The sequence below is a fragment of the Faecalibacterium faecis genome (assembly GCF_040096475.1).
Classification (GTDB): Bacteria; Bacillota; Clostridia; order Oscillospirales; family Ruminococcaceae; genus Faecalibacterium; species Faecalibacterium taiwanense.
Window position 1 is genome coordinate 54,928 of record NZ_JBBMEP010000001.1, and the last position, 13,833, is coordinate 68,760.

A 13,833-nucleotide genomic window follows, 5' to 3' on the forward strand; every position below is an offset into this window, starting at 1 on the left:
TTTTGTGATATCATTTCAGGCGAAGGACTTTTTTACAAAAGCGTTCCAATCGTTTAGGAAGAGGAGAGGGTAACGGATGACGATTGCACTCATTGCGCATGACTCCAAAAAGGAGCTGATGGTTCAGTTTTGTACGGCGTACTGCCGCATCCTGAGCCAGCATAAACTGGTAGCGACCGGCACCACCGGTAAACTGATCGCAGAAGCTACCGGCTTACAGGTGCAACGCTTTCTGGCCGGTGTGCAGGGCGGCGACCAGCAGATCGCATCCCGCATCGCCTGCAATGAGATCGACCTGTTGCTGTTCTTCCGTGATCCCATCAACGCAAAGCCCAGCGAACCCAACGAAATGACGCTGCTGCGCCTGTGCGATGTGCACAACATCCCCATGGCCACCAACATTGCCACTGCAGAAGTGCTCATCCACGGCTTGGAGCGCGGCGATCTGGATTGGCGCGATATCGTGCATCCCCAGAACTGACAAAACGATTTGGAATGGCTCTGCGTGCGCTGCGCCATATTCAGCGGAAACTATATTGATAATGCGAAAATCGGGAACATCTGCGGATGTTCCCGATTTTCATTTTCACGGGAATGGGGTCCGAACCGCAGAATGCATTTCTGCCGCCGTGCGGCTGTTTCCGCAGGAAGCAAAAACAGCAGATGCCGTGTGCCGCAGCGGCCTTGCCTGTGAAAAAAAGAATTCCGGAAAATCCGCAGATTTTCCGGAATTCTAATATAAAAATAATGTTTCCGCTGAATATGGCCAGAGTGCAACGGAGGCCATTTGAAACGTACGGTTAAACTTTAAAATCCTCGGCCATCTCCGCCACATCTTCCGGGGCAAAATCGCCCAGCGGCAAGATCAGCCGTGCCAGCGTTTCCTGCGGCAGAGCTGCAAGAATCGTGCTGTCATCACTGCCGGTGCCTGCGGGCGGGCAGACGGTGTGCACGCCGTCTGCACCGGTCTCCACCCGGGCACGGTGAGTGGTTGCCACATATTGCATCCCGAGCTTGTCTGCAGCCGTCAGCAGGGCGGCAAACAGCGGCGTGCCGCCTTCGCCCAGAACGTCTGCGTCCTGTCCGGCCAGTGCTTCGGCGTTCAGCACGATGCACTCGATGCCAAGGGCCTCTGCTGCCTTTTTGGCGCTTTCCGCATCGGCGGTCTGTTCTGCTGCCAGCCGCACGGCAGCGCCCGCCACGGCAAAGCCCTGCTGCTGTAAAATGCGCACAGCTACGGCGCATTCTCTGCTGCCGTCCATCTGCACCAGAACCTTATCCTGACTCTCGTAGGTGTCGAACCCGCTGCCGGGCAAAAATGTGTCGCTCATGTTCCCTGCCTCCCGCCATGTGCTTTGCTTTGGGCCACGGCCAGCTGGTCGCAGCGTTCGTTCTCCGGGTGGCCTGCGTGGCCCTTGACCCAGACATAGGTGATCTTGTGCCGGGCTTCCTGCTCCAGTGCCTGTGCCCAGAGGTCCGGGTTCAGGGCAGGGGAGCCATCTGCTTTTTTCCAGCCCCGGCGCTGCCAGTTTTTGGCCCAGCCCTTCTGAAGCCCGTTGATGACATACTGGCTGTCGGAGCACAGCCGTACCTCGCACGGCTCCTTGAGCTGGCGCAGTGCTTCGATAAAGGCTGTCAGCTCCATGCGGTTGTTGGTGGTGCTGTCGTCGCCACCGCTCAGCTCTTTTTCGTAAACTTTGCCGTTAAAACGGTAGCGCAGCACGGCACCCCAGCCGCCCGGGCCGGGATTGCCGCTGCATGCGCCGTCGGTGTACACTTCGACCTGCTTCATGCGGTTCTCCTTCTAAAATGAGTTGCTTCTATTTAGCGCTATTTTCCGGCTTCTGTCAAGTGCGAATGTATATTCCGTGCCGGAGCTGCCAAACCTTGGAATTGACAAAAACGCCGGGAAATACTATACTTATCCTAACAAAATGCGTATAGGGGCGCACCGCAGGCGTGTGCCCGGGCGTTCCAACAGAAAAGCCACGGTCGCATCGAGCAGATGGACCTATCTGGCACAAAACCTCTTACGGAACAGGCAGCGGTTTGCAAAAAACACGCTGAGAAATAAATTCTATACGGTGCATCCAACGGAAGCCGATGCGATTTTTCAAGGTGCTTCCCATGCACAGCGCGGCTGTTTCCACAAGCGGGGACGGCCTGCGCTGTAATTATTTTGGAGGTCAGAATGGCACAGTCGAAAGAAAATACCAATAATTCCGCACGCAGCAAGGCAGCAGCAGCTGCTCAGAGCACCGGCGCACCCGCCGCGCAGACGGGCGAAAAGCGCCCCCGCACCACCCGCCGCCCTTATTATAACCGTCGGCCCCGCCGCCCGCAGCAGCCCAGAGAGGCCGCTGTGCCCATCCACATCTATCCGTTGGGCGGTCTGGGCGAAGTGGGCAAGAACATGACCGTGTACGAGTGCAACGGCGACATGATCATCGTGGACTGCGGCCTTGTGTTCCCGGACAGCGACATGTACGGTGTGGACATGGTCATCCCGGACTTCACCTTTGTGGTGCAGAACAAGGATAAGATCAAGGGCCTGCTCATCACCCACGGCCACGAAGACCACATCGGCAGCATCCCGTATCTGCTGCAGAAACTTGACCTGCCCATCTATGGCACCCGCCTGACCTGCGGCCTGATCCGCAACAAGCTGGAGGAGTTCGGTCTGGCAGGCAGGACCAAGTTCGTGGAGATCACCCCCAGACAGAAGATCAAGCTGGGCTGCTTTACCATTGAGCCCATCCATGTGAACCACTCCATCCCGGATGCGGTGGCCTTTGCCATCGACAGTCCGGCGGGCACCATCATCCAGACCGGCGACTTCAAGATCGACTACACTCCGCTGGCCTGCGGCGTCACCGACCTGTCCACGCTGGCCGAGTACGGTCAGCGCGGCGTGCTGGCCCTGCTGAGCGATTCCACCAACTCCGAGCGCCCGGGCTTTACCGCCACCGAGCAGAAGGTGGCTGCAGGCGTGCGCAATCTGTTCGCCCGTGCCCGCAACAAGCGGATCATCATTGCCACCTTTGCTTCCAACATCTACCGCGTGCAGCAGATCATCGATCTGGCCGTGGAGGATGGCCGCAAGGTGGCATTCAGCGGCCGCAGCATGGTGAACAACACCGCCATGGCGCAGGAGCTGGGCTATATGCACATCCCGGAGGGCACCCTCATCAGCGTGGATGAGCTGAACCAGTATCCCCCGGAGCAGGTAGTGCTCATTACCACCGGCAGCCAGGGCGAACCCTTGAGTGCCCTTTCCCGTATGGCATCCTGCAGCCACCGTCAGGTGCGCGTGGGCCCCGGCGACTTCATTATCATTTCGGCAAATCCCATTCCCGGCAACGAGAAGAGCGTGACCAAGATCGTCAACGGTCTGCTGCTGCTGGGTGCAGAGGTCATTTACGAGAGCATGTACGATGTGCATGTTTCCGGCCACGCCTGTCAGGAAGAGCAGAAACTCATGCTCACCCTGACGAAGCCCAAGTATTTCCTGCCGGTGCACGGCGAGTACAAGCAGCTCAAAAAGCATGCCCTCACCGCTGCCAGCCTTGGCATCCCCACCAGCAACATTCTGATCGCGGAGAACGGTTCCAATGTCATTCTCAGCCAGGACGAGATAAAGCTGGGCGAGCCTGTCACCGCCGGTGCAGTGATGGTGGACGGCCTTGGCGTGGGCGACGTGGGCAATGTGGTCCTGCGCGACCGCAAGCACCTGTCCGAGGACGGTCTGGTCATCATTGTGGCCACCGTGGACAGCAAGACCGGCAAGGTGCTGGCCGGCCCGGACCTTGTGAGCCGTGGCTTTGTGTATGTGCGCGAGAACGAGAGCCTGATGGACGGTGCACAGAGCATCGTAGAAAATGCGCTGGACCGCTGCGTGGATGAACATGTGCGCGACTGGAACAGCGTCAAGACCCGCGTGCGCGAGGCACTGAGCAGCTATATCTATCGGCGCACCAAGCGCAGCCCGATGATCCTTCCCATCCTGATGGAGGTCTGATCCGGGCACGCTGCCGCAAACAATGCGGCGGAAGGCAGGAGATTTGATGAAACAAAAACCAAGATGGACATTGGAGATGCTCACCGCCAGTCTGGCCGTGCTGTGCAGCCTGCTGGTGCTGGTGCTGCTGATCCAGCGGCCCACGGCATGGCCGGTGCTGCTGGCACTGGTGGTGCTGTGGGGCGTTGTGGTGGTGCTGTTCCGCTGCCAGCTGCGCAAGTGGGTGGCCCGGTGGATGTGCGGCGGCAGCTTTGAAGGCTCCAAGCCGCAGTTCAGTCTGGAACCGCTCTCTCAGCCGGCCGCGCTGCTTTCCGGTGAGACGGTGCTGTGGTACAATGCACAGTTCCGCACCCGCCTGTTGAACGGGCAGGATGCGCTGGTGAACCGCGTGCAGAAGGTGCTGCCCGGCCTTGATCTGCAGCAGTGCCGCAAGCAGGAGGGCCAGCTGCTGACCCTCGCGGACGGCATGTGGAGCGTACACAGCTCCACGGTGCCCGGCGATGCGGAGAGCATGACCCTGCTGGTGCTGAACGAGGAGACCGCCCTGCGCAAGGTGGAGGCGGAATACAAAGCCAGCCGTCCGGGCTATCTGGTGTTTCTGGTGGACGGCTACGACGATGTGTTCGGTGACATGCTGGACAGCGAGCGTGCCCGCCTGCTGGAAGGCATCAACCGCACGCTGGAGGATATGATCGGCCGGGGCAGCGGCTTTTTGCGCCGTGTGGCCAGCGGCCGCTATATCGCTGTGGTGGAAGAGCGCCAGATGGAGCAGTTCGCCAACCGCGGCTACGATGTGCTGGACAAGATCCGTGCGCTGGATCCCAGCGTGAACCTTTCGCTGTCCATCGGCATTGGCCGCGGGGCCAAGACCCTGCGGGAAGCCCAGGATATGGCCGTGCAGGCGCTGGATATGGCGCAGGGCCGCGGCGGCGATCAGGCCGCTGAAATGACACCGGACGGTTTTACGTTCTACGGCGGTGTGAGCCACGGCGTGGAAAAGCGCAGCAAGGTGCGCAGCCGCATCGTGGCCGATCAGCTGGTGAAGCTGATCAAGGAAGCCGACCATGTAGTCATTATGGGCCACCGCATGAGCGATCTGGATGCCATCGGCTCCGCCGAGGGCGTGCTGCGCATCTGCAAAATATGCGATGTCCCGGCGGTGATCGCGGTGCGGCGTGACGCTACCCTTGCGGGAAGCCTGATCGATGCATTGTGCCGTGCAGGCCAGAAGGACGACTTTATCGACCCGAAGGACGCACTGCCCATCATCTCCAAGCGCACCTTGTGCATCGTGGTGGATACATATCAGGTGGGCCTTGTGGAAAGCAAGGATATTCTGGAAAAATGCGGCAAGGTAGCCGTGATCGACCACCACCGCAAGGGCGTGGGCTACATCGAGAACCCGGCGCTGGTCTGCCATGAGCCGTATTCTTCCTCGGCCAGTGAGCTGGTCACGGAGCTTTTGCAGTACGTGGGCGAGCGCGACGACAAGCCCAACCGTGTGGAGGCCGAGGGCCTTTTGTCCGGCATCATGCTGGATACCCGCGATTTTACCCTGCACACCGGTGTGCGTACCTTTGAAGCTGCCGCTGCGCTGCGCCGCTATGGCGCGGAGACGGAGCGGGTGCGCCAGCTGTTCGATGTGACCATGGTGGAGTACAATGCCAAGGCAGATCTGGTGGAAAAAGCACGCATGTACAAAAATTGCGCGATCTCCGTCAGCGGCGAGGTGGCACCGGAAGCCCGCGTGGCCATTGCACAGGCGGCAAACGATCTGCTGACCATTCAGGGCGTGGATGCCAGCTTTGTGGCAGTGCAGGTGGGCACAGGCGTGAACATCTCGGCCCGCAGCCTGGGTGCCGTGAACGTGCAGGTGATCATGGAATCTTTGGGCGGCGGCGGCCACCAGACCATGGCAGCAGCACAGCTCAAGCATATCACGCCGGAAGCAGCCCGTGCCCGCATCGAAGATGCCATCGACAAATACTATGCATCGCAGAAAAAGGGCGATGTAGAAGGAAAATAAACGGAACAGAGAGGATCACACCCATGAAACAGTACGATTACCTGATCGTTGGTGCCGGCCTTTACGGCGCGGTCTTTGCACAGGAAGCAAAAAAGGCAGGCAAGAAGTGTCTTGTGATCGATAAGCGCAGCCACATTGCAGGCAATATCTACACGGAGCCGGTGGAGGGCATCAACGTCCACCGCTACGGTGCACATATCTTCCATACCAACAACAAGGCTGTGTGGCAGTATGTGAACCAGTTTGCAGAGTTCAACCGCTACACCAACAGCCCGGTGGCAAACTACCACGGCGAGATCTACAACCTGCCCTTCAATATGAACACCTTTAATAAGATGTGGGGCGTTGTTACCCCTGCCGAAGCCAAGGCCAAGATCGAGGAGCAGAAGAAGGAAGCAGGCATCACCGACCCGCAGAATCTGGAAGAGCAGGCCATCAGCCTTGTGGGCACCGATATCTACGAAAAGCTCATCAAGGGCTACACTGGCAAGCAGTGGGGCCGCCCCTGCACCGAACTGCCGGCCTTCATCATCAAGCGTCTGCCGGTGCGCTTCACCTACGACGACAACTATTTCAACGCACTGTATCAGGGCATTCCCAATGGCGGCTACACCGCCATGGTGGAAAAGATGCTGGACGGCACCGAGGTGCGGCTGAATGTGGACTATCTGGCCGACCGCGAAAATCTGAACGCTCTGGCCGAGAAGGTGGTCTACACCGGCCCGGTGGATGCCTACTTTGGCTACAAGCTGGGTGCTCTGCAGTACCGCAGCGTCCGCTTTGAGACCGAGGTGCTGGACACCGACAACTATCAGGGCAACGCGGTGGTCAACTATACCGATGCGGAAACTCCCTACACCCGCATCATCGAGCACAAGCACTTTGAGTTCGGCACCCAGCCCAAAACGGTCATCAGCCGCGAGTACAGCGCTGAGTGGAAGAAGGGCGACGAGCCGTACTACCCCGTCAATGACGAGAAGAACGGTGCCCTGTATGCCGAGTACAAGAAGCTGGCCGATGTGGAGCCGGACGTGATCTTTGGCGGCCGTCTGGGCGAGTACAAATATTACGACATGGACAAGGTCATTGAGGTAGCTTTGGACGTGGCTGCAAAGGAACTGGCGTAACCGCTTCTTGGGCAGAATGTGGTCGTGTGGGGCAGGCTTTTTGCCTTTTTGCAAGAAACATCGCCGCCGGGTACGTTCTCTTTTGTGTGCCAAAAGAGAACCAGAAAAGCACCCGCTACTTTCGAGGCGCGGGAGGCACGAATTAAGGGCTGCACGCCCTTAATAATCCCAAAGCGGTTGGGCTCCATACAAAAAATCCAAGTCGCCGCGCTAAAGGATTTTTTGTGTTACGCCGATTTAAAGTCGCTGCGCGACGGCCGCAGGCCGACAGCAGCATATGCCGTTTGCCGTTACGACCCCTCCCGTGAAAAAGTAAATCAGAAAAATCCGCAGATTTTTCTGATTTACAAATTAAAAATAAAATTCCCGCTGAATATGGCCAGAGCGGAGCGGCGGCCATTTTAAATGGTCAGGCGCTTCCTCTTGCCCAAAAGCGACAAATGCGCTATACTATAAACACAACAACTGCACCGGTTTTCCGGTGAGAAGTGAGGGATAACATCATGAAAGTGATTCTCAAGCAGGATATCAAGGGCATTGGCAAGAAGGACGAGATCCACGAGGTCTCCGACGGCTACGCCCGCAACTATCTGTTCCCGCGCAAGCTGGCCGCTGTGGCAGATGCCAGCGCTGTGAACGTTGCCCGCAGCAAGGAAGCTGCTGCCGATTTCCACGAGGCTGAGACCGTAGCTGCTGCCAAGGATCTGGCCGCAAAAATCGAGGGCAAGACCGTGACCATCAAGGCCAAGGGCGGTGCATCCGGCCGTCTGCACGGCAAAGTCACCGGCAAGGAAGTTGCCGATGCTTTGGCTCAGCTGGCAGGCGCACCCATCGATAAGAAGAAGATCGAGCTGGAGACCAAGGACATCAAGGATGTCGGTGTGTTCAACGGCAAGGTCCGTCTGCACGTTGGTGTGGTCGCTTCTTTCAAGATCATGGTGGAAGTGGAACAGGCCTGATTTTTCTGCCATCTGCGCCCCCTCACAGCAGGGGGCGCTTTTTGGCTTTTCAGCGAAATGATGCAAAAGGATAAACTACCATGCCGAACGAACGACATTATTCCAATGAACTGAATCTGGAAAGCGTGGGCATCAACCTGCCCTACAACATGCAGGCAGAGCAGAGCGTGCTGGGTGCGGTGCTGCTCAAACCGGAAACGCTCACCGACTTGGTGGAGATCATCCGGCCGGAGATGTTCTACACCCGGCAGAATGCGCAGATCTACTCCGAAATGCTGCGCCTGTTCACCGCCGACCAGACCATCGACTTTGTGACGTTGCTGGACGCTGTTATCTCGGACGGCGTGTTCCCCAGTGCCGACGAAGCAAAGGTGTACCTGACCGGCCTTGCCGAGACGGTGCCCAGCATCTCCAATGTGAAGGCCTATGCCCAGATCGTGCAGGAAAAGTATCTGGTGCGCCAGCTGATGGGCGTTGCAAAGGACATCCTGCAGGATGCCGGAGATGAGCCGGATGCCGACCTGCTGCTGGAAAACGCGGAGCAGCGCATTTATGAGATCCGCTCCGGCCGCGATTCCAGCGCACTGACACCGCTTTCCTCCAGCATGGTGGAGACCCTGACCAACCTGCAGAAGATCAGCGGCCCGGATGCGGACAAATACAAGGGCATCCCCACAGGCTTCCGCCTGCTGGATACGGTGCTCACCGGCCTTGGCCGCGGCGACCTCATCATCCTTGCGGCCCGCCCCGGTATGGGCAAGACCAGCTTTGCGCTGAACATCGCCACCCGCGTGGCCATGCAGCAGAAGGTGCCGGTGGCCATTTTCAGCTTGGAAATGACCAAGGAACAACTCACGAACCGCATCCTTTCTGCCGAGGCCGGCATCGACAGTCAGGCATTCCGCACCGGTGCCCTGCGCGCCGAGGACTGGGAATATCTGGCCCTTGCCACCGAAAAGCTGCACGATGCACCCATCTATATGGACGATACCTCCGGCATCACCATCACCGAGATGAAGGCGAAGATCCGCCGGGTGAATCAGGACCCCACCCGCCCGAATGTGGGTCTCATCGTCATCGACTATCTGCAGCTGATGACCACCGGCCAGCGCAGCGAAAACCGCGTGCAGGAGATCAGCTCCATCACCCGAAACCTCAAGATCATGGCAAAGGAAATGAATGTGCCCATCATCGCACTTTCTCAGCTGTCCCGTGCGGTGGAAAAGCAGGGCAACAATTCCAGCCACCGGCCCCAGCTTTCCGACCTGCGCGATTCTGGTTCTATCGAGCAGGATGCCGACTGCGTTCTGTTCCTGTACCGCGATTCCTACTATGCCAGCCAGAACCCGGACGGCGCTGAGGTGGATGCCGATACGGCAGAGTGCATCGTGGCGAAGAACCGTCACGGCGAGACCAGCACGGTGCCGCTGGGCTGGGATGGTGCCCACACCCGCTTTATGGATGTGGACTTTAAACGCTGATGAACAATGAAAAAATTCTGGCGCATGTGCGCATGTTTGTTCTGCGAGAAAAGCTGCTTTGTCCGGGCGAGCCGCTGCACTTGGCCGCGGCAGTGTCCGGCGGGGCGGACAGCATGGCACTGCTGCGCATCCTGCTGGCCCTGCAGCCGGAATTCGGGTTTGTGCTTTCGGCCTGCCATGTGAACCACGGCCTGCGCGGCGAGACCGCCGACCGGGACGAAGCCTTTGTGCGGGCCGAATGCGCCCGGCTGGGTGTGCCGCTGCGGGTGTTCCATGCTGCAGAGATGGCCGATGAAGTGGGCCTGCCGTCGGAACATGCCGGGGAGGACTGGGCGCGCCGCCTGCGCTATGCCTGCTTTGCGCGTTTGTGCGGGGAGGGGATAGATGTCGTTGCAACGGCCCATACTGCAAATGATCAGGCTGAGACCCTGCTGCTGCGGCTGGCCCGGGGCACGGGGCTGCACGGTGCGGCAGGCATCCGGCCAAAGCGCGGGTGCTACCTGCGGCCATTGCTGGCCCTTACCCGACAGGATACCGAAAGCTTCTGCCGTGCAGCCGGGCAGGCATGGGTCACAGATGAGACGAACGCGACCGATGCCTATGCCCGCAACCGGGTGCGCCGTGCGGCACTGCCTGCACTGCAGAGCACCAACGGCGCAGCGGTGGAAAACCTTGCCCGCTTCTGCGAGAAGGCAGCCCGCGCGGATGCCTATTTTGCCCGGAAGGCCGAAGAGCTGCTTTCTGCTGCACGTCTGGATGCGGCACAGGCTGCCATCAAAAGCCCGGAAGCCTGCACGGTGTGGCGGCTGGGCCCGCTTTCCGCTGCGGATGCGCTTATTTTGGAAGCAGCCATGCATTCGCTGACGGCTCCCGTGCGTGGCGCAGAGGAAAAATATGTGCAGCTGCTGTGCGGCCTTGTGCGGCGCGGCAGCGGTGCGGTACAGCTGACTGACCGGGTGCGCTTTTGTGCCGGAGACGGATGCTTCTGGCAGGAGATTGTGCCGGAACGGCCCCGGCAGCAGGAAGACAAACGGCCGGAAAGCCAGCCCTTTCAGCCGGAAAAACAGGCAGAATACTGCCTTGCGGGCGGCTGGAAGGTGACTGCAGGGCTTTTTACGGCTGATTTTGAAGAAAAAATACAAGTCGTTCATAAAAAAGACTTAAAAAATCAGGCGGATTATGCTAGAATAACTACGTTGTATGCTGGTCTTGTCCTGCGCACCCGCCAGCCGGGAGATGTCTACCGCCCGGCGGGGCGAAGTGTACACAACCGGCTGCGCAAGTGGATGAACGAAACGGGCATCCCGGCCAGCCAGCGCGATCAGCTGCCGCTGCTGGCGGCGGGCAGCGAAGTACTGTGGGTCTGCGGTGCGGGCTTTGCCGAGGGCCTTGCCCCGGATGCAGACACTGCGCAGGTGCTGCAGATGGAAATGGAACATAGGGAGGAAATAACATGAGTATGCATGATGATATCAAGACTGTTCTGGTCAGTGAAGAAGAGTTAAAGGCAAAGGTTGCTGAGCTGGGTGCCCAGATCAGCAAGGATTACGAGGGCAAGAACCTTGTTCTGGTGTCCATCCTCAAGGGCTCGGTGGTGTTTATGGCCGACCTGATGCGTGCGGTGAGCATTCCCTGCAGCATCGATTTTATGGTGGTGTCCAGCTACGGTGGCAGCAACACTGTTACCAGCGGCCTTGTAAAGATCATCAAGGATCTGGACGGTGATCTGTCCGGCAAGGATGTGCTGATCGTGGAGGATATTCTGGATACCGGCGTCACCCTCTCGAATCTGGTGCCCATGCTCAAGATGCGCAACCCCAACTCGGTAAAGATCTGCACCATTCTGGACAAGCCCAGCCGCCGCAAGGCCGATATCCAGCCTGACTACGAGGGCTTCCAGGTGCCGGACGAGTTCGTGGTGGGCTACGGTCTGGACTACGATGAAAAATACCGCAACCTGCCTTATGTGGGTGTGCTCAAGCCTGAAGTCTACGAGAAGTGATTTCTCACACTATAATTCATCCAAGAACTGGAGTTGATTTTTTTGCAATCCAAAAGACCCCGTTTCAATCCGCTGATCCTTGCTCTGGCGCTGGCGGCGGTGCTGATGGTCTGGTCGGTGCTGGGCGGCACCGGCTCTGCCAGCAGCTCTTCCATGGAATATTCCACGGTGGTGCATTATTTTGAAAGCCTGCAGGTCACGCAATTCTCGCTGGACCTGAACACCGGTGTCATCACCATGAACCTCAAGGAAGGCGGCAAAAATAACCTGCCCCTGCCCGATACCACGTCCCAGAGCACCACGCAGGCCACCGGCGGACTGCTGAGCGGTATGCTGTCCTCCTCGGATGAGGATACTGCTGCGCAGAAGAACAGCGACGGCACTGTGACTGTGCGCTACAAGCTGCCCTATGCATCTATGTTCGTCAAGTATGTGGGCGACTACATTGCCGCCTACGATGCCGCAAACCCGGATGCTCCCATGGTGTACGATTATACCCCTGTCAAGGAAAACATCCCATGGATGGAGATCCTGTTCTATCTGGCAATGCTGGGCTGCACCGGCTTCCTGCTGTTCTCCATGATGCGCGGCGGTGCTGGCGGCGGCGGGATCATGAACGTTGGCAAAGCCAAGGTGAAGGACGAGCACGAGAACCAAAAGACAGCCACCTTTGCCGATGTTGCCGGTGAGGACGAGGAAAAGGAAGAGCTGAAAGAGGTCGTAGAGTTCCTGAAAAGCCCGGAGAAGTTCAACACTCTGGGTGCACGCATTCCCCACGGCGTGCTGCTGGTAGGCCCTCCGGGCACCGGCAAGACCCTGCTGGCCCGCGCCTGCGCAGGCGAGGCCGGTGTGCCCTTCTATTCCATTTCCGGCTCTGACTTTGTGGAAATGTACGTCGGCGTGGGTGCATCCCGCGTGCGTGACCTGTTCGATAAGGCCAAGAAGTCCATGCCTTGCATTATCTTCATTGATGAGATCGATGCTGTGGGCCGTCAGCGCGGTGCCGGTCTGGGCGGCGGCCACGATGAACGCGAGCAGACCCTGAACCAGCTGCTGGTGGAAATGGACGGCTTTGAGGCCAACGACGGCATCATCGTCATGGCGGCCACCAACCGTGCCGACATTCTGGATAAGGCTCTGCTGCGTCCGGGCCGCTTTGACCGTCAGGTCTATGTGGGCCTGCCGGATGTCAAGGGCCGTGAGGAGATCCTCAAGGTCCACACCAAAAAGAAGCCGCTGGCCCCGGATGTCTCTCTCAGGGTCATTGCACAGCGCACCGCAGGCTTTGCGGGCGCAGACCTTGAGAACCTTGTCAACGAAGCGGCTCTGCTGGCTGCACGCCGCAACCGCAAGGCCATTACCATGGAGGATATCGAGGAAGCTTCCATGAAGGTGATGGCCGGCCCGGAGAAGAAGAGCCGCGTTGTGACCCCGGAGGAAAAGAAGCTGACTGCTTACCACGAGGCAGGCCACGCTGTGGCGGGCTTCTACTGCAAGCATCATCCCCGTGTGCACGAGATCACCATTATCCCGCGTGGTCAGGCTGGCGGCTACACCATGTACCTGCCCGAGAAAGACCGCAGCTACGTGACAAAGGGCGAAATGTTCGAGGATATCGTTTCCAGTCTGGGCGGCCGCGTGGCCGAACAGCTGATCCTGGAGGATATCTCCACCGGTGCTTCCAATGATCTGCAGCAGGCCACCAACATTGCCCGCCAGATGATCACCAAGTACGGCTTCTCGGAGCGGCTTGGCCCTGTGGTGTACGGTACCTCGCAGGAGGAGACCTTCCTGGGCCGCGATCTGGGTCAGGGCAAGGGCTACAGCGAGACCACCGCTGCCGAGATCGACGGCGAGATGCGGGATATCATCGATGAAGCCTACGAGACCTGCCGCCGCACCCTGACCGAGCACATCGATCAGCTGCACGCGCTGGCACAGGCCCTGATGGAACGCGAGAAGCTCAACGAGCAGGAGTTCAACACCATTATGGCGGGCGGCACACTGCCCCCGCGTGAAGGCGATGAGCCGAAGCCGGAACAGCCTGCTCAGACCGTGCAGGCTGCCCCTGCAGAGACCGCTCAGCAGGCCGAAACTGCTGAACCTGCAGAGACCGCTGAGCCTGCGGAGCAGGCCGAAACGGTCCAGCCGCTGCCGGAGACCGCTGCACCGGAAACGCCGGATGCACAGGACCCGCAGAACTGATTTGATCCAAACGGA

The 13,833-nt window shown here is 59.0% G+C and carries 11 protein-coding genes; 9 read left to right on the top strand and 2 right to left on the bottom strand.

The window, feature by feature from the left end; translation table 11 throughout:
• The first annotated feature begins 76 nt into the window (after window positions 1-76).
• Window positions 77-481: a methylglyoxal synthase gene (gene mgsA, locus WMO17_RS00265; protein ID WP_005939970.1), complete on the top strand. Its 405-nt coding sequence runs from the start codon at window positions 77-79 to the stop codon at window positions 479-481.
• A gap of 319 nt (window positions 482-800) precedes the next feature.
• Here the strand turns inward: mgsA and WMO17_RS00270 are convergent, their stop codons facing one another.
• Together WMO17_RS00270 and rnhA are read right to left on the bottom strand one after the other, a co-directional pair.
• Complete coding sequence (locus tag WMO17_RS00270) at window positions 801-1,331, bottom strand: hypothetical protein (protein WP_097778181.1); 531 nt, start codon at window positions 1,329-1,331, stop codon at window positions 801-803.
• The gene (gene rnhA / locus WMO17_RS00275; RefSeq protein ID WP_005939979.1) at window positions 1,328-1,792 is read right to left on the bottom strand and encodes a ribonuclease HI; all 465 of its coding nucleotides are present in this window, start codon (window positions 1,790-1,792) and stop codon (window positions 1,328-1,330) included. Before rnhA ends, WMO17_RS00270 begins: the two co-directional genes overlap by 4 nt.
• Window positions 1,793-2,191: 399 nt before the next feature.
• On the opposite strand from rnhA, the gene WMO17_RS00280 reads away from it, so the two are divergent.
• The 8 genes from WMO17_RS00280 (at window position 2,192) to ftsH (ending at window position 13,818) form a co-directional block, all read left to right on the top strand.
• On the top strand, window positions 2,192-4,018 hold the full coding sequence (locus tag WMO17_RS00280) for a ribonuclease J (RefSeq protein WP_097774789.1): 1,827 nt from the start codon (window positions 2,192-2,194) through the stop codon (window positions 4,016-4,018).
• 46 nt (window positions 4,019-4,064) lie between these two features.
• Window positions 4,065-6,044 carry a DHH family phosphoesterase gene (locus WMO17_RS00285; RefSeq protein WP_349137242.1) on the top strand — a complete coding sequence of 660 codons (1,980 nt, stop codon included), beginning with the start codon at window positions 4,065-4,067 and terminating at the stop codon, window positions 6,042-6,044.
• Window positions 6,045-6,067: 23 nt separating this feature from the next.
• On the top strand, window positions 6,068-7,171 hold the full coding sequence (glf, locus tag WMO17_RS00290; RefSeq protein ID WP_349137243.1) for a UDP-galactopyranose mutase: 1,104 nt from the start codon (window positions 6,068-6,070) through the stop codon (window positions 7,169-7,171).
• A 503-nt stretch (window positions 7,172-7,674) separates the two neighbouring features.
• A complete protein-coding gene (rplI, locus tag WMO17_RS00295) occupies window positions 7,675-8,130 on the top strand; it encodes a 50S ribosomal protein L9 (protein WP_349137244.1) in 456 nt (151 codons plus the stop codon).
• An 80-nt stretch (window positions 8,131-8,210) separates the two neighbouring features.
• Window positions 8,211-9,611: a replicative DNA helicase gene (gene dnaB, locus WMO17_RS00300; RefSeq protein WP_005939997.1), complete on the top strand. Its 1,401-nt coding sequence runs from the start codon at window positions 8,211-8,213 to the stop codon at window positions 9,609-9,611.
• On the top strand, window positions 9,611-11,068 hold the full coding sequence (gene tilS / locus WMO17_RS00305) for a tRNA lysidine(34) synthetase TilS (protein ID WP_349137245.1): 1,458 nt from the start codon (window positions 9,611-9,613) through the stop codon (window positions 11,066-11,068). Before dnaB ends, tilS begins: the two co-directional genes overlap by 1 nt.
• On the top strand, window positions 11,065-11,613 hold the full coding sequence (gene hpt, locus WMO17_RS00310; RefSeq protein ID WP_005940003.1) for a hypoxanthine phosphoribosyltransferase: 549 nt from the start codon (window positions 11,065-11,067) through the stop codon (window positions 11,611-11,613). The genes tilS and hpt overlap by 4 nt, the downstream gene beginning before the upstream one ends.
• Before the next feature lie 33 nt (window positions 11,614-11,646).
• Window positions 11,647-13,818: an ATP-dependent zinc metalloprotease FtsH gene (ftsH, locus tag WMO17_RS00315; protein WP_349137246.1), complete on the top strand. Its 2,172-nt coding sequence runs from the start codon at window positions 11,647-11,649 to the stop codon at window positions 13,816-13,818.
• Window positions 13,819-13,833 lie beyond the last annotated feature (15 nt).

Coding starts and splice junctions, on each gene's coding strand:
- mgsA (WP_005939970.1), top strand. CDS start 77: ATGACGATTGCACTCATTGCGCATGACTCCAAAAAGGAGCTGATGGTT.
- WMO17_RS00270 (WP_097778181.1), bottom strand. CDS start 1,331: ATGAGCGACACATTTTTGCCCGGCAGCGGGTTCGACACCTACGAGAGT.
- rnhA (WP_005939979.1), bottom strand. CDS start 1,792: ATGAAGCAGGTCGAAGTGTACACCGACGGCGCATGCAGCGGCAATCCC.
- WMO17_RS00280 (WP_097774789.1), top strand. CDS start 2,192: ATGGCACAGTCGAAAGAAAATACCAATAATTCCGCACGCAGCAAGGCA.
- WMO17_RS00285 (WP_349137242.1), top strand. CDS start 4,065: ATGAAACAAAAACCAAGATGGACATTGGAGATGCTCACCGCCAGTCTG.
- glf (WP_349137243.1), top strand. CDS start 6,068: ATGAAACAGTACGATTACCTGATCGTTGGTGCCGGCCTTTACGGCGCG.
- rplI (WP_349137244.1), top strand. CDS start 7,675: ATGAAAGTGATTCTCAAGCAGGATATCAAGGGCATTGGCAAGAAGGAC.
- dnaB (WP_005939997.1), top strand. CDS start 8,211: ATGCCGAACGAACGACATTATTCCAATGAACTGAATCTGGAAAGCGTG.
- tilS (WP_349137245.1), top strand. CDS start 9,611: ATGAACAATGAAAAAATTCTGGCGCATGTGCGCATGTTTGTTCTGCGA.
- hpt (WP_005940003.1), top strand. CDS start 11,065: ATGAGTATGCATGATGATATCAAGACTGTTCTGGTCAGTGAAGAAGAG.